The following is a 26046-nucleotide window of genomic DNA, read 5'->3' on the forward strand; positions in this document are numbered from 1 at the left end:
CCGCTTGGCCATTATCAACTCCTTTGACGTTATTGTTGGGGTGAAGGTTGCAGACAATTTAATTTTAAATGGCTATGTCTGCGTTTTCTACATCACTTCCTGAAACATCAGGTTGCGGTAAGGATACTTGCTGAGGCTGCTTTCGAACAATAGCGCGGCACCATACTCCTCTATCGTGACGGATTTCAGTGACCTTGCCTTAACGAATCTGCGAACCAGCTTGTTAACGGCAGTCCTGTCGTTGCGCCGGATTGCGGCAGCAAAGCTTTCGGCGTAACTGCGGCTTCTGGCCAGCTTCCGGTAAAACGGAAGAACAGCTGCGGCAATCCTGCGGTGCATCCTTGCATTAAAAGTAAATTGTACGGTACCCGGCGGGATCGTCGTCCCGTTTGTATAGAAGGATACCGGCAACGGAAAGGGGAAGGAGATAAAGTAGCCGATGCCGTTTGTGCCGTAATTCTCTACAGAAGCGAGAGTAGGAATCTTTGCGAGCAGTTTGCCCATAAGACTAAGGTCTGCGTTAACGATGGCGCTTGACCATTGCGCGGCAAAGCTGCCGCTTCCGGCTATCTTCCGGTAGAACGGCAGCATGGCCGCAGCAACTTTGCGCAGAATGGAGCCAGTCACAAGGGGTCTTGCTGTAGGTGCGATTTCATTTGCCATCCGGACCCTCCTCATATCAATAAAATAATCCCTCAATATAAGGTATGGAAGCCGGGCCTATTTCGGATTGGGCAGACGTTTAATCTACAGGAATATAAATAGTTATTCGCATATTATCAGGATACGCTGAGTTCAACACATCCGTAATTTCAAAGTCCGGCCCCTCCCGCCGTTCATAATTGGTGTTCGGCAGCCAGGTTCCGTAGATATAGTCTCGGGTTGACTGGCTCAACCCGGCTGGGCCATGGGCCTTGAACATGGCATAGTTTCCTGCCGGGATATCAAATTGGACATAAGCTTCCGCTGGAACTTCTGCTGTATCCGCTACCGCTTCACCGATGATAAATGAGAAGTCTCCGTTCTCCTGATAGTGGCAGGCGATGCCGTAGGACATCCCCGGTGACTGTTTTTCCGGAATAGCCATGAACCGCCCGTTTCTTCCAAAGTCATCATAGAATCCGGGAATATCCTTGTAATGCGCGTCTTCATTTAGATTCGTTTTGTACTCTACGCCGATAATCTTTGTTCCTTCCCAGTGGATCAGAGTTGGTTTGTCCATTTCGTGTACATCTCCTTTGGTTTTTTTTTGGAGTTCCAGAAAATTGATGACAGGCTGTCCTTGGATAACGTCTGCAGTTTTGCGGTATCTACCGGGCGTCAGGCCGGCAAAGCTTTGAAAAGCCCGGGTGAACGCTTCCTGGGACTGGTACTGAAAACACAGGGCGATTTGCAGTACGCTTTCGTTGCTTCCACGCAGGCGGTTAGCCGCCTCAGACAATCTTCGTTTGCGAATGTACTCGTTGACAGTGAAGCCGGAGATCGCCAGGAACATCCGCTGGAAATGAAATGCCGAGAAATAAGCCCGGGCGGCAATCTCTGCAATCCGCAGTTCCTCCTGCAGATGTTCTTCAATGTAGTCGAGCGACTGCTGGATTCTGAAGTAATAGTCCATCGGCGTCATTCCTTTGCGCGTTAATTACAGCTTTAATTATGCGGGATATGTTGAAATGTTTTTTGATTCATTGTGCGGAAATTCGGCGGGTGATGTTATAATCATGTCATAGACTTTTCATTTATGGTCAATTTTGTTATGCTTATATCGTAACGATTACTAATTATAAGTACAAGATATAAGGAAATTCTTGCGGAAAGGCGGGAGAAGCCATGAACCCAATTGCGAATATCAGCCAACAGTTTGCTGCGCAAAACTATAAATTGACGCCCCAGCGTGAGGCTATCGTGAAGGTGCTGCTTGATAATGAGGAAGAGCATTTAAGTGTGGAAGAGGTATACATGCGTGTGAAAACGAGTTATCCTCATTTGGGGCTGGCAACGGTATACCGGACTTTGGAGCTGCTATGTGAGCTGCATATTGTAGAAAAGATGAATTTCGGCGATGGCGTGGCCCGTTATGATCTGCGGGATGATCATGCCCACATGCATCATCATCTGATCTGCAATGTGTGCGGAAGGCTGGAAGAAATCAAGGAAGACTGGCTGCTGGAGCTGGAAAGACGGCTGGAAGTGGAGTACGGATTTAAAGTCACCGATCACAGGCTCGACTTCAAAGGCACTTACAAGACATGCAAGCAGAACGGCTGTAAGGCGGACAAGCAAAAACAGGCGGTATCCTAAGGTTTCTGGAGATTAATATTGGGCATAAAAAAGACGCAGAGCTCTGGCAGCCTGCGTCTTTAGGTGTATCATACTTTGGAAAGAAATACTTATAATGGTTATTTCTCTACAGTGCCTTTAGCCTGCTTGGGCCAGAAAGTGTAGCTAAAACTTATAAGGGCATCAATCCCTACAATAATTGCCCAGACTTTTAACGTTTCGAACAGATTCTCTGTTCGAGAAGAATCACCAGTCACAACAATCATACCGTACATCACAAGTGCGCCAATGGCAAAAGCGAGCAGATGAAGCAGCCAGCCGATTCTTTCATTGCGTGCATGTGCTGTGCCGTGTTTTGGCTTGGGAGCAGGTTTTGGACCTCCGGCAAAACGGTAAGCAAACCGTTCATCCGCCCATTTGATCATCCGGTGGCCCCATGCGATGGATACGCCGATATAGATGGCGGAAAGACTATGCATGAATGTGGCTTCTGCGCCATTTCTCAGGTCAATTACCGCAACGGCGATAAGCACCAGATCAATCAGTGGAGTGCAGAACAGCAATATGGCTCCTATCTGCTTCTTGCGGAGGATATAACGGAAGGTCAGCCCCGCCAGGACGAACACCCAAAAGGCGATCTCACAGCCAATAATAAATAACGCCATTTTCGTATTTTCCTCCTAAATAGTACAAGTGTATTAAATCAATTGCTGTAAGTTTAGCATGGATGACCTTATAAATTCAACTATGATATAATTGCCTTATGCCAAAAATAGTGAATCATGAGGAACGGCGCCAACAGTTAGCCGAGGCCGCCTGGCGAATTATCCGCCGGGAAGGGATGGAGGCAGTCTCCGTCAGGAGTGTAGCGAGCGAGGCCGACATGTCATTGGGATCGCTGCGCCATTATTTTGCCACCCAATCAGAATTGCTTGCCTTCTCCATGAAGATGGTGTCGGATCGGGTCAACGCACGTATGGAAGCTATGGAATTTACGGATCATCCACTGCAGGACATCGAACGGTTTATCCGTGAGCTGATGCCGCTGGATGAAGAGCGGAGTGTGGAGGCCGAAGTCTGGCTGGCATTTTCCGTAAAGGCTGTTACAGACCCTGAGCTGCAGGTGCTGAAACAGGAGGTACATAACGCTATGTATGATGGCTTTAGCCAAGCCATTGAATATCTCGCGGCCCGGGGATTGCTTAAGGAGGGATTGGACCTGAGGGCCGAAGCCATGGCGCTGCATGCCTTGGTGGACGGGCTGGTGCTGCATCATATCAGCCAGCCGGAGCAAGTAACCCAGAAAGACCTCAGCACGCTTGTAACCTACCATTTGCGGGGTCTGCTTCAATAACACAAACAAGCTGCCTTGGAATTATGGCAGCTTGTTTGTGTTATTATTTCTCAGGCTTAAGGCCGGTTTGGCACAAACGATTTGATCCATGTTCCGAAGCTTCCCGGATTGCGGGTCTGCACCAGCACCACGCCCTCACCGCGGAATCTGCAGACCAGAGCTTCACCGCTGGTCAAGCTGTTCAGCCAGCCGGAGGCGGCTTTTTCCACCTTGTAGTCCATATAATCCGGCCAAGCCACCAGGTGCCCGTTGTCGATAACTACTTCCTCGCCAGGGGCGAGGTTAATCGCATGGATTGCCCCGAAGGAGGATAGGAACACCGTTCCGCTGCCGCTGATTTCTATAATGAAGAATCCTTCGCCGGAGAACAGGCCGCGGGTCAGGTTCTGCATTTTGGTGTTGACCTGAATCCCATGGGTTCCCGCGAGGAAGCCGTCCTTCTGAACATACAGCTTGTACGACCCGTCAAGCTCAATCGCCTGGATATCGCCGATTGCCCCGGGGGAGAGCAGCACTTCACTTTGTCCTCTGGTGGCAGTAAGCTCCTGGAAGAAGAACTTCTCCCCGCTCAGCATCCGGCCAAGCCCGCGCATCAAACCGCCGTCTACCGTACCTCTGATCTCAACATTCGGCGACATGGCGACCATTGCGCCCATTTCCGCCTTGACACTTTCACCCGGGTTCAAATGCACCTTGAGCATGGCAAAAGCGCCATCATACAATACATCGTATTTCATTGATTTCTCCTCCGATTCTGCCTGGCTTTTATACGGAATTCCTGTAAAACAAGGATACTGTATTATACCATTTTCTGGTCTGCAAGCTTCTAGATTTAAGCGGGTACCAGATTTTTATAATTAACTATACCGGGAAATCAGGTCGTGAATATGTTAAAATTAAAGTATCGGCAGACGGCTTGCCGGTCATAACGATACAAAAGGAGTGTTGCTGCAATGGCACGCACGAAAACACAAAAAGCTTTGCTCAAGGCAGAACGCGCCGGAACATGGTGCGCCGCAAGAAACCGGAGAACAAATGATGACTACAGCGCAATCTCCCAGCATGTACGTCTTACACCCAGCAAACAACAGCAATTGAATAAGATCAAACACAAGGAGCAGATCTTTCGGGATGGTGCTCCTTTGCATTTATACGGGGCCTCATAATTTAAGTCTGTGCCCTGCTGTGTATACGGTACTGTTTTGGCGACATGCCAAACCGGCTGCGGAACACGCGGTGAAAGTAAGTATAGTTGGCAAAACCGCAGGTTTCAGAGACATGCTCCAGCGGCATCGGACTGAAGGTGATCCGTTCCCGCGCCATTTCCAGCCGGACGTCATTTACATATTTCACTATGCTGGTGCCAAAAGCTTCTTTAAAGAGATGCACCGCGCGGGAGACTGAAATATCGACGTGGCCGGCCACATCCTCGAGCCGAAAAGAAATAGCGGCATGTTCCTCCACATATTGCTTCATCCGGTAGGCAAGATAACCTTTAGGTGAGATCACCGGCTGTTCGGTCATCAGTCTATCAATCTCCATGCATAAAATCTGCAGATAACACGCTGAAATCTCTGGTGAGGAGTCGGAGAGCCTGCGCTGCTCCAGCACAAGCTGGCGGAATAAGCCGAGAAAATAATCGCTGCGCGGCAAGCGGAGAAGGGCAGGACGCTGTGTGCGTGTCCACCATTCCTCGATCCAGGGGCCGCCGCAAAAAATATGGTAATCCCCACTTTCAATCCGTGGTTTGCCAACAGGGTAGTTCTCTTTGTCGATGCTTAAATAGTAAGGATCATCCGGGGCGAAGAGCATGAGGTCGCCGGTCTCCACTGTGGAGATGACACCGTCAATCCGCGTCCGGCTGCGCCCCTCCGTCTGCAATCGCAGGAGATAATTCTGGAGGCCTTCATTGAGTGACGAATGGAAAGGCTTGCGGTGAAAAGAGAATCCCGCGGAAAATACGTGGCAGGCAGCAGCAGATGTCATGAGTCCTCCTGGGTTGTTGAAATGATAAGCAGATTGTTCATGTTTTAATCATATTATTCATTTTATTATATACGCTTTCATATTACCATGTAGCTAAGCAAAAACATATAAATGATGCGAAGGAGGCTGTATGGCGGCTCTGGAAGCTACATAAGCAGGCGTGGGGTTCAGAAGGCGCAGGAAATAGATATAAAGGACATTTTGTATAACAGCCCTTTTGTTCAGGTGATTTCCATAGTGTGGCCGAAGCGGGTACGCCGTTTTGAATAACGCAAGTTAACTCTACATTGACTAGGAGTGAGGAAAGAATGCTGAAGATTGGATTACAGTTGTATACGCTGAGAGCAGAGCTGGAGCAGGATTTCGAAGGAACGCTGCGCAAGGTGGCTGAGCTGGGATATGCGGGAGTGGAATTTTACGATTTTTTCGGCCGGACAGCAGAGGAAGTAAAGGGACTGCTTCAGGAAACAGGATTGGTTGCTCTCGGAGCACATCGTCCATATGATGCCATGCTGAACGATACGGAGCAGGAAATCAGCTTTAATCTTGAGATCGGCAACCGGAACCTGATTGTGCCTTTCTTGACTGAGGAACAGCGTAACTGGGAAGAGGTTGTTGCTAATTTCCGCATAATCGGAGAGAAGTGCAAAGCAAGAGGCGCGGTTTTTGCTTATCATAATCATGATTTTGAATTCACAGAGCGTTTTGGAGAGCGCACCGCATTTGACGGTATCTTCGAAGAGGTTCCTGCTGAGCTGCTTAAGGTAGAAATGGACACCTGCTGGGTGTACTACGGCGGTTATGACCCTGTTGAGTATATTCACAAATATGCCGGCCGTTTGCCGCTTATCCACTTAAAGGATATGAAGAAGCTCGAAGATGGCTCGGCAGAGACTGTTGTATTGGGCGAAGGTGAAGTGAATCTTACCGCGATTCTGGAGGCTGCTGATGCGGCTGGAGTGGAATGGGCGGTAGTGGAACAGGATTATTGCAGCCGTCCGGCGCTGGAAAGTGTTGCGGACAGTATGAAATGGGTTAGAGGCTATGCCAATCAAGGGGGAAAAGTTCATGTCTAACAAACTTAAAATTGCTATTATCGGTTGCGGTGGTATCGCAAACGGCAAACATATGCCAAGCCTATCCCGTCAAGAGAATGCAGAAATGGTAGCATTCTGCGATATCGTGGAAGAACGTGCCCAGGAGGCTGCCAAAATCTATGGTGCCGAAGGTGCAGTAGTCTATACGGATTTCCGTGAGTTGCTTGCAGCGGGCGGATTTGATATCGTGCATGTATGTACACCTAATGACAGCCACTCCGAAATTACGGTTGCGGCGCTTGAAGCCGGAAACCATGTCATGTGCGAAAAACCGATGGCAAAGACAACGGCGCAGGCTCAGGACATGCTGGATGCTGCACGCCGCACCGGCAAGAAGCTGTCAATCGCGTATCAGAACCGCTTCCGTGCAGACAGTGAATACCTGAAGGGGATGTGCGAAAGCGGGGAGCTGGGCGATATTTATTATGGCCGTGCCATTGCGCTGCGCCGCCGCGCCGTTCCGACCTGGGGGGTATTTCTGGATGAAGAGAAGCAGGGCGGGGGCCCGCTGATCGATATCGGAACGCATGCCCTGGATCTGACACTCTGGCTGATGGACAATTATAAACCTCGTGTAGTGGTCGGTTCTACCTTCCACAAGCTGGGTCAGCGTAAAAATGCCGCAAATGCATTCGGTCCATGGGATCCTGAACAATTTAAGGTTGAAGACTCCGCCTTCGGCTTTATTACAATGGAGAACGGGGCAACCATCGTGCTGGAATCAAGCTGGGCACTGAATGTCGCTGAATTCGGTGAAGCGAAGACGCTGCTTGCAGGCACCGAAGGCGGTGCGGATATGAAAGACGGCCTGCGCATTAACGGAGAGCGCGCCGGACGCCTGTATGAAACGAAGGTGGACCTGTCTTCCGGCGGCGTTGCTTTCTACAGCGGGTCCGCAGAGACCGAAGCTGACCGCGAAGCCCGCTTGTGGCTTGAGGCGGTTATTGAAGACAAGGACCCGGTCGTCAAGCCTGAGCAAGCGTTTGTCGTGACGCAGATTTTGGAAGCTGTTTATGAATCCGCACGCACTGGCCGTGCAGTCTATTTTGACGGAAGTTCTGACAACTAAGAGAATTTAACACGGATACAATAAGAAAAGCAGGAGTGGAATCCATGAGTTCAAACAAACATTCTGTGGTCATTGTCGGATATGGTGGAATGGGAAGTTATCATGCGCAATTGATCGGTGAGAATGAGCGCCTGGAAGTCGCAGGTACGTTCGACTTACTGGAAGTACGGCGCGAAGCGTCAGTAGAAGCAGGTTACAAAGCTTATGCCAGCTATGAGGAAGTGCTTGCTGACCCGGTTGTCGAGGTGGTTCTGATTGCAACCCCGAACGATGTCCATAAAGAAATAGCCATCCGTGCGCTCCAAGCCGGCAAGCATGTCGTCTGTGAGAAGCCGGTAGCCATGTCCTCTGCTGAGTTTAAGGAGATGACTGCGGCGGCCGATGGAGCCGGACGCGTGCTGATGGTTCATCAGAACAGACGCTGGGATGAGGATTTTCGCGTGATCAAGCAAATGTACGAGACGGAAACGATTGGAGCACTGTTCCAGATTGAGTCTCGTGTACATGGAGCCAATGGCATTCCCGGCGACTGGCGCCATGTGAAGGAGCAGGGTGGCGGTATGTTGCTCGACTGGGGCGTACATCTGCTCGACCAGTTGCTGTTTATGATCGACAGTAAAGTGATCAGCGTGACCAGCACGCTGAGCTATATTCTCGGCAATGATGTCGATGACGGATTTGAAGCGGTGCTGCAATTCGCAAATGGCATCAAGGCGATCGTTGAGGTCGGTACGACCAACTTCATCACATTGCCAAGATGGTATGTGAAAGGGATTGAAGGTTCAGCAGTAATCGAAGACTGGTCGCTGACCGGAAGAATTGTTACCCGCAACAGTGAAAGTGAACACCGGGAGCCCACGCCGATCCGTGCCGGTGTCGGCTTGACCAAGACGATGGCACCGCCTTCGGAAGGCTCGACCATTACCGAAGCGCTGCCGCCGGCAGCAGAGCTTGCGGACGGTTTCTACAACAATTTTGTCGCTGTAATTGAAGGTACGGCTGAGCCTATCGTTAAGAATGCGGAAGTGCTGCGTGTGCAGAATCTGATTGAAGCGATTTTTGAGGCTGCGGAGAGCAATGAAATTATTAAGGATTTTGATATCTACGGGGTTTAAATAACGAACATGACTTATTATCTATGGGAGGCGTCAGGGCAATGAAACTTGGTGTATTTATGGTGCTTTTCGGCGGTCGGGGGCTTGAGGATGCGCTGGATTATGTAGTTTCCAAAGGACTTAAGGCAGTGGAGATCGGCACCGGCGGCAACCCGGGCAACAGCCATTGTGATCCGAAGCTGCTGCTTGAGAATGAAACGGCGCTGAAGGAATTTAAGCATGCGGTGGAGTCTCGCGGCCTGATGATCAGTGCGTTAAGCTGCCACGGCAATCCGCTGCATCCGCAGAAAGAGCTGGCCCGCAAGGACCATGAAGATTTCGTGAACTCTGTTAAACTGGCGCAAAAACTCGGGGTTCAGGTGGTAAACACCTTCTCCGGCTGCCCGGGTGACCACGAGGATGCCAAATACCCCAACTGGCCGGTTGCTCCATGGCCGAACGATTATCAGGAAATTCTGGCTTGGCAGTGGGAGAATAAAGTTATTCCTTACTGGAAGGAAATGGGCGCGTTCGCAACACAGCATGACGTCAAGATTGGCTTGGAGCTGCACGGAGGGTTTTCCGTGCATACGCCAGCTACATTGCTGCGCCTGAGAGAAGCTGCAGGTGAAGCTATCGGGGCCAACCTTGATCCCAGCCATATGTGGTGGCAAGGCATTGATCCGGTGCAGGCCATTCATATTCTCGGCCGCCAGGGCGCGATTCATCACTTCCACGCCAAGGATACCGTGATTGATCCGGAAAACGTGAATATGTACGGATTGACCGATATGCAGTCATATACCAATATGCTTGACCGTGCTTGGCAATTCCGTTCAGTCGGTTATGGACATGACGTGAAGGTCTGGGCAGATATCATCAGTGCCCTTCGCTTGGTTGGTTATGATTATGTAGTCAGTATCGAACACGAAGATGGACTGATGTCCATCGAAGAAGGGTTCTCCAAAGCGGTAGACAATCTTCGCCAAGTGCTGATTGAAGAGCCGCTTGCTGATATGTGGTGGGTGTAAATACTATGGATAGCTTCACTAAAGTCAAATTGGATGACGGGCAGCTGGCACTGCTGGTAGAGACGGCTTTCGGCAAAGATGCGGGGATTGTCTCTTGTTCGGAGCTGACCGGGGGTTTTTTTAATACGGCTTATGATCTTGAATTAAGCGATGGACAGACTGTGATTCTGAAGATCGCTCCTGCAGATGAGACGGAAACGTTAAGCTATGAGAAGGATATTATGCGGGCAGAAGTAGAAGCCCTGCAGCTGGTCAAGGCAGCCGGTGGTATTCCTGTGCCAGCCGTATACAGTTATGACGAAAGCCTGCAGCTAATTCCATCTCCCTATTTTTTCATGGAGAAGATTGAAGGGCAGCCCTACAGTGAAGTGAAAGATACTTTGTCCATCGAACAAAGAGCCTCCATCGAGCAGGAGCTGGGACGGTATCAGCGGTTGATTAACGAGATTAAGGGACCGCGGTTTGGCCTGTTCGGACAGATGCCGGAAGGAACGGTAGACTCATGGCGTGAGAGCTTCACCTCGCTGATGAATAACCTGCTTGCTGATGCCGTCAGACTGGAAGCCAAATTACCGGCGTCCCACGATGAAATTAAACGGGTGCTGGAGCAATATTATCCCGCCCTTGATGAGGTGACGGAACCCCGGCTTGTGCATTGGGATTTGTGGAATGGCAATCTGTTTGTGAAGGATGGAGTTATTGTCTCCATTATTGATTGGGAGAGAGCGTTGTGGGGCGATGTGCTGCAGGAGTATTATTTCCGGCACTTCGAGGACTCAGCAGCCTTCCACAAAGGCTATGGTCTCACCTTCGACAGCCCGAACGAGATGAGGCGCAAGAAACTCTATGACCTGTATCTCGACCTCATCCTTGTGATTGAGTGTTATTCACGGCAGTATAAGGATGAGAATCATGTAAGCTGGACCTTGGATAACCTGACGGAGAGCTGGAGAACATTCACCGGCAGCGGTGAAGCCATAAAATAGAACGCGGAAGGCCGGTCCTCTGAAGGGAGACCGGTCTTCTTGCTGCTCTGATTAACCGGAAACACTTCTTTTGTGGGAGGCTGGTTTACAAATGCTGAGTTGGCTGAATCTTCATATCGATACGATAAGCTTGTTGTGGTTGCTGCCTGTATGCTTTATGTTTCATGATTTTGAAGAAATTCTTACTGTTGAGTCTTGGGCAGGCAAATACGGCAGCCGCGTGGAAGCGGCTCTTCCTAAGTACATGAGCACAATGTATAGGAGTACCATGCGCATGACGACGCGGGCTTTTGCTATGGATGTGCTGTTCGTGTATATTCTGATAGTAACAGTGACCGTACTTGCAGTATTCTTTTCTTTTTACTTGTTATATCTGGCGGTTCTTGCCGTTTTCCTGCTGCATGTTTTTACACATCTGGGGCAAAGTATCTATCTGAAACTGTATACTCCCGGTGTAGTAACAGCGGTGTTAGTAGCATTGCCGTATTCACTGTATGCCTTTTACAGGCTGCTGGAGGCAGAGACCGTTAGCTTTGCGGATATAGGCTGGTCGCTATTGCTCTTGCTGTGCCTGGCTCCACCGGCTGTCTGGGGCCTGATGAAGAGCAGAATGCGCCGCAATCAAGGGTGAAACCGCTTGAATCTCTAAAGACACATTTTCAGAAAGCACTTGACGTAAGACTATAAAGATAGATAAAATAATACTTATTGCCTTTCTATATACTGAGAATCATTATCATATCTTGAAAAGAGCAGAGAGGGTGACAGGATGGAGCGCCTTTTAGAGGTAAAGGACCTAGCAATATCTTTCAAAACACGCGGCGGAGAAGTGCAAGCAATCCGTGGCGTCAACTTCCATGTAAATAAAGGGGAAACACTGGCGATTGTAGGCGAATCCGGTTCCGGTAAAAGCGTAACTTCCCAAGCGGTCATGAAGCTTGTTCCTGAGCCGCAGGGTATTTATAAACGTGGACAGATTTTGTTCGATGGTCAAGACCTGATTAAGAAGAGTGAGAAGCAAATGCAGAAGATTCGCGGTAAGGAAATCGGTATGATCTTTCAAGATCCGATGACCTCGCTGAATCCGATGATGAAGGTTGGTAAGCAAATTACCGAGGTTCTGTTCAAACATGAGAAAATGTCCAAAGACGCTGCATACAAACGGGGTGTCGAATTGCTCAATTTGGTGGGAATTCCTTCACCTGAGCGTCGTTTCCAGCAGTACCCGCATGAGTTCAGCGGCGGTATGCGCCAGCGTGTCGTTATTGCCATGGCACTTGCAGCCAACCCTAAGCTGCTGATTGCCGATGAGCCGACAACAGCACTCGACGTAACGATTCAGGCGCAAATTCTTGACCTGATGAAGGATATCCAGAAGAAAATTGATACGGCAATCATCTTTATCACCCATGATCTCGGTGTCGTGGCCCGAATGGCCGACCGTGTAGCCGTTATGTATGCAGGACAAATTGTCGAGATGGGCACAGCAGAAGAAATTTTCTATGACCCAAGACATCCATATACCTGGGGATTGCTCGCTTCCATGCCGAGTCTGGAAAGCAAGGGCACCAAGCTTACAGCCATTCCAGGAACCCCACCCGATCTGATCAAACCGCCTAAGGGCGACGCCTTTGCCTTGCGCAGCACCTATGCGATGCAAATCGATATGGAGAAAGAGCCGCCAATGTATAAGGTTTCGGACTCCCATTTGGTGAAATCCTGGCTGATGCATCCGATGGCTCCGGCTGTAGAGCCGCCTGAAGTTGTGAAGAAGAGACAACGCGTGCTGAAAAATGCTTATCCGGAGCCGGTTCTGGTGGAAAGCTTCAGCGTGAATTAATTAGATCAAGTAATGGCATACTATTGAGATTAGCGTCAGGCCTTCGTAAGGCTTGGCGCTTTTTTGCGTGGGTATAGAATTTTATATTTTATATATAGTTAAAACGAAACTAATATGTGTAAATAAAAGTATTGACTAATTTTTATTTTCGCAGCAAAATGTAAGGGTATACATAGGAGGTAAGATAATGAAAAAATACACATTGACCACATTGATTTCGTTAACATTATTGGCAGGCTGCAGCGGTGACGGCGGTACGCCGCAGTTCAATAATGTTTCAGTACATGATCCTTCTGTTATCAAGGTGAACAATACATATTATGTATTCGGTTCCCATTTGGCTTCGGCCAAATCCAAGGACCTGATCTCATGGAAACAAATTTCCTCCGGCGTAGCGGACGGCAACGTGCTGATTCCCAACGTGACCGAGGAATTGAGCCAGACCCTGAGTTGGGCCCAGTCGGACACACTGTGGGCACCGGATGTGATTCAGCTGGCGGACGGGAAGTTCTATATGTACTATAACGCCTGCCGTGGGGATTCTCCGTTGTCTGCAATGGGTATTGCTGTAGCCGACAAGATTGAAGGACCGTATAAGGATCAGGGGATTATCCTGAAATCCGGCATGGCTGGTGTAGGCAATGACGGTGAAATTTTTGATGCTACCGTCAAACCGAATGTGGTTGACCCTGATGTGTTTTTTGATAAAGACGGCAAGCTGTGGATGGTGTATGGCTCTTATTCCGGCGGGATCTTTATTATGGAGCTGGATGCCGCTACCGGCTTCCCGTTACCGGATCAAGGCTATGGCAAAAAGCTGCTGGGAGCAAATCACGCCCGGATTGAAGGCCCTTATATGCTGTACAGTCCGGAAACCGATTACTATTATCTGTTTCTCTCCTACGGGGGACTGGACACCAAAGGCGGCTATAATATCCGCGTAGCGCGTTCCAAGAATCCTGATGGTCCTTTTGAAGACTCCGAAGGCAAAGCGATGATTGACGCCAAGGGCACGGCCGGCAAGCTGTTCGATGATCCGGCTTATTCACCTTACGGGGTGAAGCTGATCGGCAACTATAAGTTCATCAATAGTTCAACTGAGAATGCTGTAAGCGAGGTTGGCTACTTGTCGCCGGGACATAATTCGGCTTATTATGATGCGAAGAAGGAGGAATATTATCTGATCTTCCATACGCGTTTCCCTAACCGGGGAGAAGAACACGAAGTTCGAGTACATCAGATGTTCATGAACAAGGATGGCTGGCCGGTTGTCGCTCCTCATCGTTACAGCGGTGAGAAGATCGGGACTTATACTGCAGCGGAAGTCACCGGAGATTACAAATATGTGAATCATGGCAAGGACATTACAGCAAATACAGTGCAGTCGGAACTGATTCAGCTGGGTGGTGATGGTAAGATATCAGGAGCGGTAACGGGAACATGGACGATAAGCGGAGAACACAACGCTGAGCTGACAATAGATGGGACTGTGTACAGTGGTGTCTTCCTGCGAGAATGGAATGAAGCCGTTGAGGGCGAAGTCATGACGTTCAGTGCACTTTCTGCCGAGGGGATTGCTATCTGGGGAAGTCATGTCTCATCTGCAGCAGAGAGCAAATAAATCTATTATTATATATTTGGTCAAAAGCTCCAGCCCACTGTGAAGAACGGTGAGCTGGAGCTTTTTTCAAAAATATAAGCATTTATATGCTTCACGCTTATGATGAAAAAGCCTCAATGGCAATATGCCAATCCTCCTGTGTGGTTCAGTATTGTTACATTCCTGCTTTCATAGAATGTTCGTTTTGTGCTAAAATTTCAGATTAAAAATACTAACGACCCTGTTACCCCATACGTTACAATGACTTCAGTATAAATACAAATTTTACATTCAGAAATGAGGGTTTCAATAAGATGTACAAATTCAAGTATTATAAGCAGCCCGAAATTTTGAAGAATCATTTGAATCTTGGAGGGGGAAATCCGGCAGGTGAAAAACTTGACGTAACAAGTTTGTATTTTACACGCAACGAAAAGCCGGTTCTTCCGGTGATGGGTGAATTCCACTTTTCAAGATATGACCGCAATTACTGGTATGAAGAGCTGTGCAAAATGAAAGCCGGCGGGATTACTGTGGTATCCACCTATGTGTTCTGGATTTATCATGAGGAAATAGAAGGTGAGTTCGATTTTACCGGAGATAATGATTTGCGGGCTTTTATCCTGGAGTGTAAAAAGGCCGGCCTGGAAGCCGTAATCCGGATTGGACCTTGGGCGCATGGCGAATGCAGAAACGGAGGATATCCGGACTGGCTGCTCAAGAAACCTTTCAAGCTGCGTGAGAATAATCCGGAATATCTTGAAAAAGTACGTATTTATTATGAGAAGATTTCTGAACAAGTGCAGGGGCTTTTCTATAAGGACGGGGGAAACATTATTGCCGTCCAGTTAGATAATGAGCTGACAAACGATGCATTTCATCTGTCAAAATTAAGAAAACTGGCCATAGAATGCGGGATGATTGCGCCAATCTACACAGTAACAGGATGGAATGCTGTTGCAGGTGCCCAAATTCCTGTTGATGAGGTGGTTCCTGTATTTGGAGGATATTGTGATGCACCATGGGATGAACATACTAATCCGCTTCCGCCGTCGCCTCATTATTTCTTCACCGGAATGAGAAATGACACAGGAATAGGAACGGACCTCCTTCCCAGACGAACTGAAGAAAACGGGGAATGGCAGATGCCCTATGAACGTTATCCATTTGCAACCTGTGAATTAGGCGGCGGTCTGCAGGTGACACACCACCGTAGATATATTGTAAAAGGTATGGATATCTATGCCGTATCGCTTGTTAAGCTCGGTGACGGTAACAACCTGATCGGGTATTATGTGTATCATGGCGGCACCAATCAGATTGGAAAACTTTCGACGTTCCAGGAGTCCAAGGCGACAGGCTATCTAAATGATTATCCGATTCTTTCCTATGATTATCAGACTGCCTTATCGGAGTATGGCGAAGTAGGAGAGCAGTACGGGCTGCTGAACCTTCTTCATTTGTTCGTACAGGATTTCCAGGAAACCTTTGCACCGATGGTCAGAGTGGAAGCCGAGCAAGTCGTGAGAAGGGATGATACTTCCTCTCTGCGGTACGTTATGCGTACAGACGGTGAAAGCGGATACGTATTTGTGAACCATTACCAAAGACTCTCCAAGCTTGAAGATATTCAAGGTGCTGTGATAAATACGGGTATTGTCACCTTCCCGCCTATTGATGTGCGCGGAGATATCAGCTTTTTCTTGCCGTTCCAGATGGACCTGTCGGGGAGTGTCCTGACCTATGCAACGGCGCAGCCTTTATGCAGACAGGCAAACACCTATTTCTTCGTACAGATCCCCGGTATCGCCGCGGAGTATCAATTCGGAGATGGACAGAAATTCACACCAGAGGCAGGGAAGAGATCTGCACTCCGGGTAAATGATATTGCCATTGTTACACTTACATGGGATCAGGCCAGATATTTGCGCAGACTGGATGGAGAGCTGTACATCGGTGACGAGTGTGACTTGTTCAAAGCGAATGGTGAAATACGCTCCATTGAAGAAGGAGATTTCGGCTATTGGTACTGGAATGGCGAAGGCTTTGAATTCAGATCAGTCCGGCAGCCCTATACCGAGCCTGTCATCGCATTTACGAATGTGGGACAGCCTCTATTTGAACCGAAGCATACGGAAGAACTTCATATCGGTGGTGAGCGAAAGGTCACCTGGCAGAAAGTTACGGTTACAGGATCTCAAGGCTTCGTAAATATTGATTATTATGGAGATGCAGCACAGATTTATGCGGATGGAGAACTGGTTGCCGACAGCTTCTATTACGGAAAGACGTGGAGAGTGCCAGCAAGGCTTCTGGACGGTAAAGAATGCTATCTTGTGATTTACGGAAATACGGGATGATTTTTATAGAGAGTTTTGAGGTGTTACAAGAATCAGATCCGGTGAACAGTGGCTGGATACGGACGGCTATCGAAGAGTACTCCGCTGACTGTAACCGTAGCAGATGTTTCTCCCGGACAAGCGGTATTGTCTAACGACAACTGGGATATAGACGGAAGCTTCAAGGTCAGTAGAAGAATGTAATGTAACGCTAACGAAACGATAGATTACGAAAAGAAGTGCCATAGATCAAGACCCCTCGGCCAAAGGGAGAGCAAGCGCCTTTAGGCGCAGTCGGTGTCACAAGGCTTCCAGCCGCAGAGCAAGGAGCTGTCCCAAAAGTAGTTTTCTACGAGCGGAGACAAACCACATTTATTCTCAAAACCGTAAAATTCAACAGAGCAGCGATTCTCCTGTTATTGGAGGATCGCTGCTCTGCGTTTTTGGTCATTTGCAGCTTGCTTCAGCATATTATGGGCAAGCGAAAGCCAACCGACCTCAAGCGTCACTTTTTCCATGCCGCGAAGCAGAAAGCGCCGGAAGCCCCGGTTATTCTTCAGTTGTCCAAATACACTTTCCGGTTCCGTCATTCGGCGTACGGCCAGGGCATAGCCTTCCTCGCTTCGCAGGATGGCCCGAGCCTGCTTCTGGTACCGCAGCCTCTCCAGACTGACAACCACTTCCCGGTTTCCTGCTGCCTTGGTGCAGCGTTCCTTCAGCGGACAGCCTTCGCAGCTTTGGCTTCGGTAATGACGTTTGTGAATTTCATATCCACTTTGTAGCGTCTCCTTGCTCTCTTTGCGGAAATGCAGCGTTTCTCCGGCTGGGCACGTCCATGTATCCTTGGTTTCACTGTACGTCCAGTTCTCACTCTTTCCGACATTCTCTTTCCAAGCTTTGCTTTTTTCTTTGTGGTAGCTGCCGTATTTCACGACCGCCTGAATCTCTTCTTTTTCCAGATAGGCGTAGTTTTCTTCACTGCCGTAGCCTGCATCCGCAATCACCGTCTGCGGAAGTTTCCCCAGGATCTGCCTTGCCTTTTCCAGATGCGGCTGTAAACAACGGGTGTCAGTAGGTCTCGGGTGTAGACTGTAGGCCAAAATAAACTGGTTTTCGGTTCCGATCTGTACATTGTATCCGGGTTTGAGCTGACCATTTCGCATGTGGTCTTCCTTCATCCGCATGAAGGTTGCATCCGGGCCCGTCTTGCTGAAGCTATTTCGGTCGCCAAGCAGTGTTTGGTACTGTTCGTACTTCAGCAGCCTGGGCAGCAAATCCTTGCGAAGCTTTCGAACGGCTTTTTTTAAGGGCTTGTCTTTGGGTTTGTCCATGAGCTTTGACTCCAGCGCCTGGGTCAGGTGTTCCAATTTCCTACTACTCATCTCGCAAGATTCGCCGAGTTCGGCGAGGTCCTTTCCCTGGCACTCCCGTTCTTCTTGGTGCTCTGCCGCTTCAATGTCAGCAAACAGAGCATGGACGTTCTCCTGCAATTTCGCTTTGTGTTTGCTGACCGCTTTGCCCCAAACAAAGGTGTAGCGATTGGCATTGGCCTCAATCTTGGTACCATCCACAAAGTAATGCTCCAGAGACACGTATTTTTCGTCAGCCAGAAACTGAAGCACGGCGGTAAATACGGTTTCGAGGACACTTCTCATCCGCTGGGAACGGAAGCGATTAAGGGTGCGAAAGTCGGGGCGTTGCCGTCCGGCCAGCCACATGAAAGGGATGTTCTCTCGCACGGCTTTAGCGATTTGACGAGACGAATAGATTCGCTGAGTATAAGCGTAAATAATGACTTTGGTAAGCATCTTAGGGTGGTAGCTGTCGCGGCCGCCGCCAGGATAGACAGCGTCAAAGATAGCGTCGTCCAGGCGATTTACGGCTGCGTTAACGACACAAACGAGATGATTTTGTGGGATGTCTTCTTCTAAATCCATTGGCAAGTAAAGTTGGTCCATGGTATATTGAATGTACAAAGAAATCGCTCCTTTGGGGATGGTGGGTGGTACTTCCATTTTACCAAAAGGGCGTTTTCTTTGTTGTTTTTTAGAGGATTGTAGAAACAGTTCCCGCTTAAACAGCGGAGAGGACGGACTGATTGTGGAAAAGCGGTAGCGGTCGCCTTTGTCCCCGGATTTTCACCGCTAAGGAGAATCAAAAAAATCTGGGGACAACAGCGATTGGAACAACGGTCCGTTCGCGGAGCGTCCACCCAAGTGCCCAAGTTGATCTTACTCAAAAACAAGGGCTGTCCCAAGCAGCCATTTCATGGCTTTTGGGACAGCCCCTTTGATTGCAGGTTAGACTATGGTTATCCATTCTCGTACTTGCTTAGGGCGATAACAGCATTATGGCCGCCAAAACCAAAAGAATTGGAGATTCCAATCTTGAGCTCGCCTTTGCGGGCAGTATTAGGCACATAATCCAGGTCGCATACTTCATCAGGGATTTCCTGATTGATGGTAGGCGGAATGATGCCGCTACTCAGGCTTTGAATCAGAGCGATGGCTTCCAGCCCGCCGGCAGCTCCGAGCGTGTGGCCGGTCATCGATTTGTTGGCGGTAACCGGAATGCGGTAAGCCGCTTCCCCGAACAGCTTCTTAATCGCCAATGTTTCCGAGCGGTCCCCGATAATGGTGCTGGTTGCATGGGCGCTAATAACATCCACTTCCTCCGGGTTGATTCCCGCTTCGCGGAGTGCAAGCTTCATCGCCTGAAAAGCACCGATGCCTTCCGGATGGGTGGCTACCATGTGATAAGCATCAGAGCTGGCGCCATAACCAATGACTTCTCCATGAATCACGGCATTTCTGCGCAAGGCGTGGGAGAGTGATTCCAGAATGACAATCGCACCGCCTTCGCCGATAACGAACCCGTCACGCTTGCCGTCAAACGGGCGGCTGGCTCTCTCGGGCTCATCGTTGCAGGTGGATAATGAAGTAGCGTTTCCGAAGCTGGCTAACGAAATCTCGCTGACCGCCGCCTCGGAGCCTCCGGCAATTACACAATCAGCTCCGCCGTAACGGATTAACCGGAACGCTTCTCCGATCGCCGTATTGCCGATTGAACAGGCGGTGACCGGGGAGAGAGTAGGACCCAACGCTCCCAGCTTAATGCTGATCGTCGCAGCCGCCATGTTAGAGATCAGCATGGGTATCAAGGTGGGACTGACTCGTTCCGGTCCCCGTGTCCGCAGTACATCCCCTTGCTCCATCAAGGTATGAATACCGCCTACCCCGGAACCTACATATACAGCAAGCCGTTCTTTGTCAATCTGATCACGCTGAAGACCGGAATGCGCCCACGCATCTTCGGCGGCAGCCAGTGCGAATTGGGTGAACCGGTCCATCCGGCGGGCTTCCTTGCGGCCGAATCTGCCCTCAGGATCGAAGTCCCGCACTTCAGCGGCAATTTTGGATTTGAAATGTGAGGTATCAAATGAAGTTATTTCGGAAATTCCCGATTCGCCTGCAGTCAGGCGGCTCCAGAATTGCTCTACAGTGTTGCCAAGGGGCGAGATCAAGCCCATCCCGGTAATTACTACGCGTTCCATAATCGTCCTCCTCCATCCTTGTACATAGGGGTTATACAAGTATTTTTCCACTTTACTTATCCTATTACAAGTTGTAGTTTATACTAGTATAATTACTACTATTTATAGGACGGTTTCAGAAAGGCAGGAACAGATATTGTCCAATCAGACGAGGCTTCAGGCATTATCGGATTTCTTAAAATCACGCCGGGCGGCGATCTCTCCCGCTGACGCAGGTTTGCCGGAAGGGACGCGCAGACGAACGCCCGGGCTCCGCAGAGAAGAGGTAGCGCAGCTTGCCGGAGTCAGCAGCACATGGTATACCTGGCTGGAACAGGGACGTGATATTAAAGTATCGGCATCTGTGCTGGATTGCATTGCCTCGGCACTGCAGCTGACCAAGGATGAGCGTAACTATTTATTCGCTTTGGCCCTTGAGAATGGTCCCGGGAATATGCCATTTGAGCAGGTGGAGGTTTCCGTCATTAGTCCGCCACTGCAGAAAATTCTGCAGGAGCTTACCACCTGCCCGACCCTTATTTCGGACCGGCGCTGCGGCATCGTCGGCTGGAATGAAGCGGCGGCACATGTTTTTCTGGATTTTGCCTCGTTGCCGCAAGAAGAACGGAACATGATCCGCCTCTTGTTCGAACGCAAGGAATTTCAGCGGCTTGCCGTGAACTGGGAACAATTCGTCAGGGGTTATCTGGCTATTTTCCGGGCGTACTACGGGCAATATGTTGAGGATCACTGGTATGATGATTTTATTGCGGAGATGAAGGGCAAACATCCTGCTTTTCAAGCACTTTGGGAGGAGAGCCAGGTTAGCTCAGCTCCCGATGTGGTGCTCGAATTCCGCCATGCCAAAGCAGGTAAGATGCTGTTTCATCTAACTTCACTTCAGGTTCACGGAAGCACAGATCTGCGCTGCAGCATCTATACCCCCGCAGGAGCTTCAAATACAGAAGCCAAGCTGAAGCAGCTTATCGGGCAGTCCGCGATACATTAACCTGATAAATTATTTTTATGCATTCATAAAAAACTATAAATATGCAATATGGGATTTACAGCATATACTCCTAATATAGTGTTCAATTCCTATTGGATCGGAAAAGGGGTTAAGTGCAATGGCAACAGTAAGCGGGTTGGAAGGTGTAGTGGCTGGAGAAACAGAAATTGGTTTGGTAGACGGAGAAAAAGGTTATCTGGTTTACCGCGGATATTGGGCGAAAGAACTTGCAATAAGCCGAAGTTACGAAGAAGTAGCTTATTTGCTGTGGAATGGCCATCTGCCAAGTTCGGAGGAGCTGGAGATGTTGAAGCTGGAAATGGCGGCGGCCAGAGCGATGCCGGAGTATCTGTGCAGAATTGTTGATCTGCTCCCGGCTTCGGTTCCGATGATGCTGGTTCTGCAAAGCTCAGTAGCTGCGTTAGGGGAGCAGGGGAATGCAACATGGCCGCCGACGCTCCGGCAAGCCGTGCGGTTGACTGCGCTATTGCCAACGATTATTGCTTACAGATACCGCAGGTTAAAAGGACTGCCTATTGTGGAGCCGCTTCCAGAGCTTGGGCATGCCGCTAATTATTTGTATATGCTGAATGGACAAATTCCGCAGGAAGCCCATGTGCAGGCACTAAGTGCGTACTTGATTCTTTGCATGGAGCATGGAATGAATGCCTCGACTTTTGCCGGACGCGTGGTTCTCTCCACCGAATCTGATATGTGCGCAGCCGTATGTGGTGCCATTGGGGCGATGAAAGGTCCGCTGCATGGCGGAGCGCCCTCCGAAGTTATCTCGATGCTGGCGGATATTGGAACGAAGGAGCGGGCTGAGCCATGGATCCGTGAGGTTCTGGATAAAGGTGGCAAGATTATGGGCTTCGGTCATCGCATTTACAAGACCAAAGATCCCCGCGCTGAAGCGCTCAAGATTGCTACCGAGGAAATGATCGGCAAGGATCCATCCTTTGATGTGGCGATTCATGTCGAGCATACGGCGATCCGCCTGCTTGAGGAATACAAACCGGGACGCCGGTTGTTCACTAACGTAGAGTTCTATGCTGCCGCGATCCTGCAGGCACTGGAACTGGACCCGGAGATCTTCACCCCTACGTTTACGTCCGGCAGAATCGTGGGTTGGACCTCGCATATTCTGGAGCAAGCCGCCAACAACCGTATTTTTCGTCCGCAATCCATATATACGGGACCTATGCCTGAAGGGGAGTTCTAAGAACAAGCTGTATGTAATCTGTTTATCCTATAGCGCGATAAACATCCCTGGCCGTTGAACGTCCAGGGATGTTAGCAGGGGGAGTGAAATGAGAGAGTATGGGCGGGATACTCTGGCATTACATTAGAAATCAGAGGTAGCTCTGCTTTCCAATGATAGAACATTATATTCTCCGTTTCTATTAATGCAGCAGCGAATGACTTAAGAGATTAGCACAATTTAGAATGTTCCGCGAACGGACCGTTATTCCAATCGTTGTACTCTTCAGATTTTATTGATTCTCCTTAGCGCTGACGCGGCATCCGGTCTTATAGAGTTGCTGCATGTTCTCCCCTACGGCTATGTCTACCATAAATCCGGTAAAGAATGAGGCCAAAGATCATGCCGGTAAAGGACATTGCTGATACGCATAAAAAGAACGTTTTGCCCCCGAATCTGTCATAAATGGCACCTCCCGCATATGAGGCCAGGATGCCCGACACTCCAAAGAACAGAAGTGCCAGCACTGTCTGGCCCGTAGCCCTCCATTCCTCCGGTACAATGCTGTACAAGTACTGGATAGCCGCCGAGTAGAAGACGGGAAATGTGAACAACTGCAGAACCTGCAGGTAAGTGAGCAGCTGCGGATCGGTAACCCAGGCAGAAATAAAGAAACGAAGGAAATAGAAGGCTCCCGCAAAAGCGATGATAATCAGCTCCTTGCCTTTGCGCAGCCACCAGAAGCTCAAGGCAAAGACAAGGATTTCGCTTATTGCCGCAAGGAAAAATGACTGTCCCACCAACGCCGATCCTCCGCCCAGATCAATAATATATACCCCCAGAAAAGTATCGTTCATTCTTGCCGGTACGGAGCTGACAAAGACCAGCAGCAGAAATAACAGCGTTTCTTTATTGGAGAGGAAATGCTTGAGACTGTCCAGGGTGACCGGTTTCCCGGTAACCGGGGCATCCGGCATGTTCCAGCTGACCAGGAAGCCTAGCAGACTGCTGCCGGCAAACAGCAGTCCTAGACCTTGTGCGCCAAAATAATACATTACATATCCGGTCAGCAGCGCCATGATACCATAACCGAGCGCACCATAGGTGCGGATCGAGCCGTAGCTGATCCCGGAAGACTCGGCGATACGGAAATTGAGGCTTTCTGTCAACGGATCAATCGGCATTAGGAAAAAGTAGAGCAGCATAGCGAACAGAATCAGCTGGCTGTAACTGCTTGAGACATACAGCAGGTAGCCGACAATGGCTGAGCAGAGCAGCAGGAACAACAGTACTTTGCGGATTGTTTTTGTACGGTCACTGATCATTCCCCATAGCGGCTGGGCGACTATCGTTATGAAGCCGCCGGTGCCGACAACAAATCCGATTTGCGCCGGACTCAGACCCTGATTATCCAGGTAGACCGGAAGAAAGGGAATGAACATGGCGAGCAGGGCAAAATATAAAAAGTTAAAGCTGCGTAGCAGTTTTGGTATATTCATAGCCTTAGGAACCCCCGCGTATTTTAGTAGATTGGAAGAAGCAAGCCCAGTTATTGTATCACGCATAGCAACTCTAAACAGCTTATAATATGTTACACTGGGGATAATTCTAGTGAAATGTAAGGAGAATGACGATGATAAAGCTGGTGTCCTGGAATGTAAACGGTCTGAGAGCTTGTGTGAACAAAGGCTTTAACGATTTCTTTAAGGAAAGCGGCGCAGACATCTTCTGTGTGCAGGAAACAAAGCTGCAGGAGGGACAAATTGTCCTGGAGCAGGGTGAGGAATATATGCAATATTGGAATTATGCCCTTAAGAAGGGGTATTCGGGAACGGCGGTCTTTACCAGAATCAAACCGCTTTCCGTACGATATGGAATAGAGGATGATTCAGAGCCGGAAGGCCGGATTATTACTTTGGAATTTGCCGGTTTCTATCTCGTGAATGTATATACTCCGAATGCTAAACGGGATTTGACCCGTCTGGAATATAGAATGGAATGGGAGGACCGGTTCCGCAATTATCTGCTGGCGCTGGATCAGCATAAACCGGTTGTAGTCTGCGGTGACCTCAACGTCGCCCATCAGGATATTGATTTGAAAAATGCGAAATCCAACCGGGGGAATTCAGGATTTACCGATGAAGAGCGCGGTAAAATGACGACATTGCTTGACTTAGGTTTTGTGGATACCTTTAGATATTTTTACCCTGACACAGAAGGGGCCTATAGCTGGTGGTCCTATATGCCGAAGATCAGAGAGCGCAATGTCGGCTGGCGGATTGATTATTTCCTGGCTTCATCACGGATGGCTCCGCAGCTAGTGGAGGCCGGTATCGAGTGTAATGTCCTCGGCAGCGACCATTGTCCGGTGGTGCTGACGATTAAGGAACTGGATTCCTAGTTTTTAAATTACTTTCAAAATGCAAAGAGGCCGTGCGTCCCCGGTAAGTGGGGAACATGGCCTCTTATGCTATCCATGAAAAAACTCTCTTAATTGACAACTGAATTTGTAACATCCTTAGCGGATTCCAGCGTCTTCTCCGGCCATGTAATTACGTTGCAGGTCTGGCTTATGTTCTCATAGAACAACACTCGTTTTTTCTTAAAGATTCCGATAAATAGATGAATACTAAATGCCATGTCCCCCAGAAATACAGCAATACGAACAACTGTTGCTAGGGCAGGAGTCAGACCGTCGAGCTGAGAAGAAACAAGAATTAGGCGGTTCATTCCAATTAGGAGCCCATACAGCAGCAAGTATCTGGTGATCAGCATCCATAGCCGGAGCCGTTCCCTTTGAGTGCTTATGCGGATGCGCACAATCCATTTGCCAAGTGTTCTTCCTCCAGCCAGACAGGGCACCAGCAGACAGAAGACACTGGTTGATATCCAGAATGCTCCTGATACAGACAAAGAATTCAGCAGGCTCAGCCCAGCCAGCCATACGAAGGCATCCAGCATAAAAGCGATGCTGCGGCGGGTGAAGGTGACTCTTTTGGCCGCCAGATCCTCGTGGTTGTCGAGCTGTTCGATCTTTGGGAGCAATCCTGAAATCCACAAGGCAATTCTGAATCCGATCATCCCGCCAAGCGTATTGGTGATCAGGTCGTCGACATCAAAGATACGGTAAGGATAATCAAATATACCGTAGATGCCGGTGATCTGGGTGATCTCGAACAGCAATGAGAGCGAGAAGGACAGCAGAATGCACACCACCCACCGGGTACGGAAATAGTAGCCCAGGAACAAGCCGAAGGGAATCGTCAAGACGATATTGAACACGGTCTGAAGAAATGCAGGCTCGCGAAGCAATGCCAGATAGCTTGAGGGTTGCTGAACGGAAAAATTGCCTTCTTTCAGAATCTCCTGAATAAATTGCAGTGGGATATGCTGAATTGTATTGCCCGAAGGGGGCAGGTTGTGCCGGGACGCCGGCATCGGCAGCATGATGAGATAAAAGGCGTTCAGCAGATAGAGCAGCAGCAAATAAAGAACAACTGCCCTGATCTTGTTGATATATCCATGCTTCCGGTATTGAACAATGAGAAAAGGCAGCGTGAAGAACAGCGCCGCTACAGGAAAGGTCATAAAGGCGTAAGAGATCGGAAATAGATACGATTGAAACATGGTT

Annotated in this window: 24 protein-coding genes; 15 read left to right on the top strand and 9 right to left on the bottom strand. The window is 49.2% G+C overall.

The features are described 5' to 3' along the window. Positions 1–87 precede the first annotated feature (87 nt). Positions 88–663, bottom strand: a complete 576-nt coding sequence (locus H70357_RS14940) for a hypothetical protein (RefSeq protein WP_038590822.1) — start codon at positions 661–663, stop codon at positions 88–90. Positions 664–742: 79 nt separating this feature from the next. After that, positions 743–1615 (bottom strand): AraC family transcriptional regulator, encoded by an 873-nt coding sequence (locus H70357_RS14945; RefSeq protein ID WP_038590825.1) that lies wholly within the window; start codon positions 1613–1615, stop codon positions 743–745. A gap of 212 nt (positions 1616–1827) precedes the next feature. Here H70357_RS14945 and H70357_RS14950 point away from each other — a divergent pair, with 212 nt between their 5' ends. After that, entirely contained in the window at positions 1828–2298 is a 471-nt protein-coding gene (locus H70357_RS14950) for a Fur family transcriptional regulator (protein WP_038590839.1), read from the top strand. Between the two features lie 98 nt (positions 2299–2396). Here H70357_RS14950 and H70357_RS14955 read toward each other — a convergent pair whose 3' ends face one another. Next, a complete protein-coding gene (locus tag H70357_RS14955; RefSeq protein WP_038590853.1) occupies positions 2397–2942 on the bottom strand; it encodes a hypothetical protein in 546 nt (181 codons plus the stop codon). A 98-nt stretch (positions 2943–3040) separates the two neighbouring features. Here H70357_RS14955 and H70357_RS14960 point away from each other — a divergent pair, with 98 nt between their 5' ends. Beyond that, a complete protein-coding gene (locus H70357_RS14960; protein ID WP_038590874.1) occupies positions 3041–3631 on the top strand; it encodes a TetR/AcrR family transcriptional regulator in 591 nt (196 codons plus the stop codon). A 56-nt stretch (positions 3632–3687) separates the two neighbouring features. Here the strand turns inward: H70357_RS14960 and H70357_RS14965 are convergent, their stop codons facing one another. After that, entirely contained in the window at positions 3688–4368 is a 681-nt protein-coding gene (locus H70357_RS14965) for a TIGR00266 family protein (RefSeq protein WP_038590891.1), read from the bottom strand. 216 nt (positions 4369–4584) lie between these two features. Here H70357_RS14965 and H70357_RS14970 point away from each other — a divergent pair, with 216 nt between their 5' ends. Beyond that, positions 4585–4797 (top strand): hypothetical protein, encoded by a 213-nt coding sequence (locus H70357_RS14970; RefSeq protein WP_038590894.1) that lies wholly within the window; start codon positions 4585–4587, stop codon positions 4795–4797. A 1-nt stretch (position 4798) separates the two neighbouring features. Here the strand turns inward: H70357_RS14970 and H70357_RS14975 are convergent, their stop codons facing one another. Then, entirely contained in the window at positions 4799–5617 is an 819-nt protein-coding gene (locus H70357_RS14975) for a helix-turn-helix domain-containing protein (protein WP_038590897.1), read from the bottom strand. A gap of 308 nt (positions 5618–5925) precedes the next feature. Here H70357_RS14975 and H70357_RS14980 point away from each other — a divergent pair, with 308 nt between their 5' ends. From H70357_RS14980 to H70357_RS15020, 9 genes are all read left to right on the top strand, one after another. Continuing rightward, a complete protein-coding gene (locus tag H70357_RS14980) occupies positions 5926–6693 on the top strand; it encodes a sugar phosphate isomerase/epimerase family protein (protein ID WP_038590900.1) in 768 nt (255 codons plus the stop codon). After that, positions 6686–7783: a Gfo/Idh/MocA family protein gene (locus tag H70357_RS14985; protein WP_038590903.1), complete on the top strand. Its 1098-nt coding sequence runs from the start codon at positions 6686–6688 to the stop codon at positions 7781–7783. The genes H70357_RS14980 and H70357_RS14985 overlap by 8 nt, the downstream gene beginning before the upstream one ends. Before the next feature lie 44 nt (positions 7784–7827). Then, positions 7828–8898: a Gfo/Idh/MocA family protein gene (locus H70357_RS14990; protein ID WP_038590906.1), complete on the top strand. Its 1071-nt coding sequence runs from the start codon at positions 7828–7830 to the stop codon at positions 8896–8898. A gap of 41 nt (positions 8899–8939) precedes the next feature. Further along, positions 8940–9908 carry a sugar phosphate isomerase/epimerase family protein gene (locus H70357_RS14995; protein ID WP_038590909.1) on the top strand — a complete coding sequence of 323 codons (969 nt, stop codon included), beginning with the start codon at positions 8940–8942 and terminating at the stop codon, positions 9906–9908. Between the two features lie 5 nt (positions 9909–9913). Then, the gene (locus H70357_RS15000) at positions 9914–10894 is read left to right on the top strand and encodes a phosphotransferase family protein (RefSeq protein WP_052092037.1); all 981 of its coding nucleotides are present in this window, start codon (positions 9914–9916) and stop codon (positions 10892–10894) included. Positions 10895–10985: 91 nt separating this feature from the next. Further along, the gene (locus H70357_RS15005; RefSeq protein ID WP_038590912.1) at positions 10986–11525 is read left to right on the top strand and encodes an HXXEE domain-containing protein; all 540 of its coding nucleotides are present in this window, start codon (positions 10986–10988) and stop codon (positions 11523–11525) included. A gap of 138 nt (positions 11526–11663) precedes the next feature. Next, a complete protein-coding gene (locus H70357_RS15010; RefSeq protein WP_038590915.1) occupies positions 11664–12734 on the top strand; it encodes an ABC transporter ATP-binding protein in 1071 nt (356 codons plus the stop codon). 187 nt (positions 12735–12921) lie between these two features. After that, positions 12922–14355: an arabinan endo-1,5-alpha-L-arabinosidase AbnB gene (locus tag H70357_RS15015; protein ID WP_052092038.1), complete on the top strand. Its 1434-nt coding sequence runs from the start codon at positions 12922–12924 to the stop codon at positions 14353–14355. A 293-nt stretch (positions 14356–14648) separates the two neighbouring features. After that, positions 14649–16694, top strand: a complete 2046-nt coding sequence (locus H70357_RS15020) for a beta-galactosidase (protein WP_052092039.1) — start codon at positions 14649–14651, stop codon at positions 16692–16694. A gap of 395 nt (positions 16695–17089) precedes the next feature. Here the strand turns inward: H70357_RS15020 and H70357_RS15025 are convergent, their stop codons facing one another. Continuing rightward, positions 17090–18649, bottom strand: coding sequence for an IS1182 family transposase (locus H70357_RS15025; protein ID WP_038590918.1), 1560 nt, complete (start codon positions 18647–18649; stop codon positions 17090–17092). Between the two features lie 335 nt (positions 18650–18984). Next, positions 18985–20226 carry a beta-ketoacyl-ACP synthase II gene (gene fabF / locus H70357_RS15030; RefSeq protein WP_038590921.1) on the bottom strand — a complete coding sequence of 414 codons (1242 nt, stop codon included), beginning with the start codon at positions 20224–20226 and terminating at the stop codon, positions 18985–18987. 136 nt (positions 20227–20362) lie between these two features. On the opposite strand from fabF, the gene H70357_RS15035 reads away from it, so the two are divergent. Together H70357_RS15035 and H70357_RS15040 are read left to right on the top strand one after the other, a co-directional pair. Further along, positions 20363–21214, top strand: a complete 852-nt coding sequence (locus tag H70357_RS15035) for a helix-turn-helix transcriptional regulator (protein ID WP_038590924.1) — start codon at positions 20363–20365, stop codon at positions 21212–21214. A 118-nt stretch (positions 21215–21332) separates the two neighbouring features. Continuing rightward, a complete protein-coding gene (locus H70357_RS15040) occupies positions 21333–22436 on the top strand; it encodes a citrate synthase/methylcitrate synthase (RefSeq protein ID WP_038590927.1) in 1104 nt (367 codons plus the stop codon). Positions 22437–22744: 308 nt separating this feature from the next. Here H70357_RS15040 and H70357_RS15045 read toward each other — a convergent pair whose 3' ends face one another. Then, positions 22745–23914: an MFS transporter gene (locus H70357_RS15045; RefSeq protein ID WP_038590930.1), complete on the bottom strand. Its 1170-nt coding sequence runs from the start codon at positions 23912–23914 to the stop codon at positions 22745–22747. 137 nt (positions 23915–24051) lie between these two features. Here H70357_RS15045 and H70357_RS15050 point away from each other — a divergent pair, with 137 nt between their 5' ends. Then, the gene (locus H70357_RS15050; protein WP_038599586.1) at positions 24052–24816 is read left to right on the top strand and encodes an exodeoxyribonuclease III; all 765 of its coding nucleotides are present in this window, start codon (positions 24052–24054) and stop codon (positions 24814–24816) included. An 89-nt stretch (positions 24817–24905) separates the two neighbouring features. On the opposite strand, the gene H70357_RS15055 is transcribed toward H70357_RS15050, so the two are convergent. Further along, entirely contained in the window at positions 24906–26042 is a 1137-nt protein-coding gene (locus H70357_RS15055) for a VanZ family protein (RefSeq protein WP_052092040.1), read from the bottom strand. Positions 26043–26046 lie beyond the last annotated feature (4 nt).

The organism is Paenibacillus sp. FSL H7-0357, assembly GCF_000758525.1.
GTDB lineage: Bacteria > Bacillota > Bacilli > Paenibacillales > Paenibacillaceae > Paenibacillus_AQ.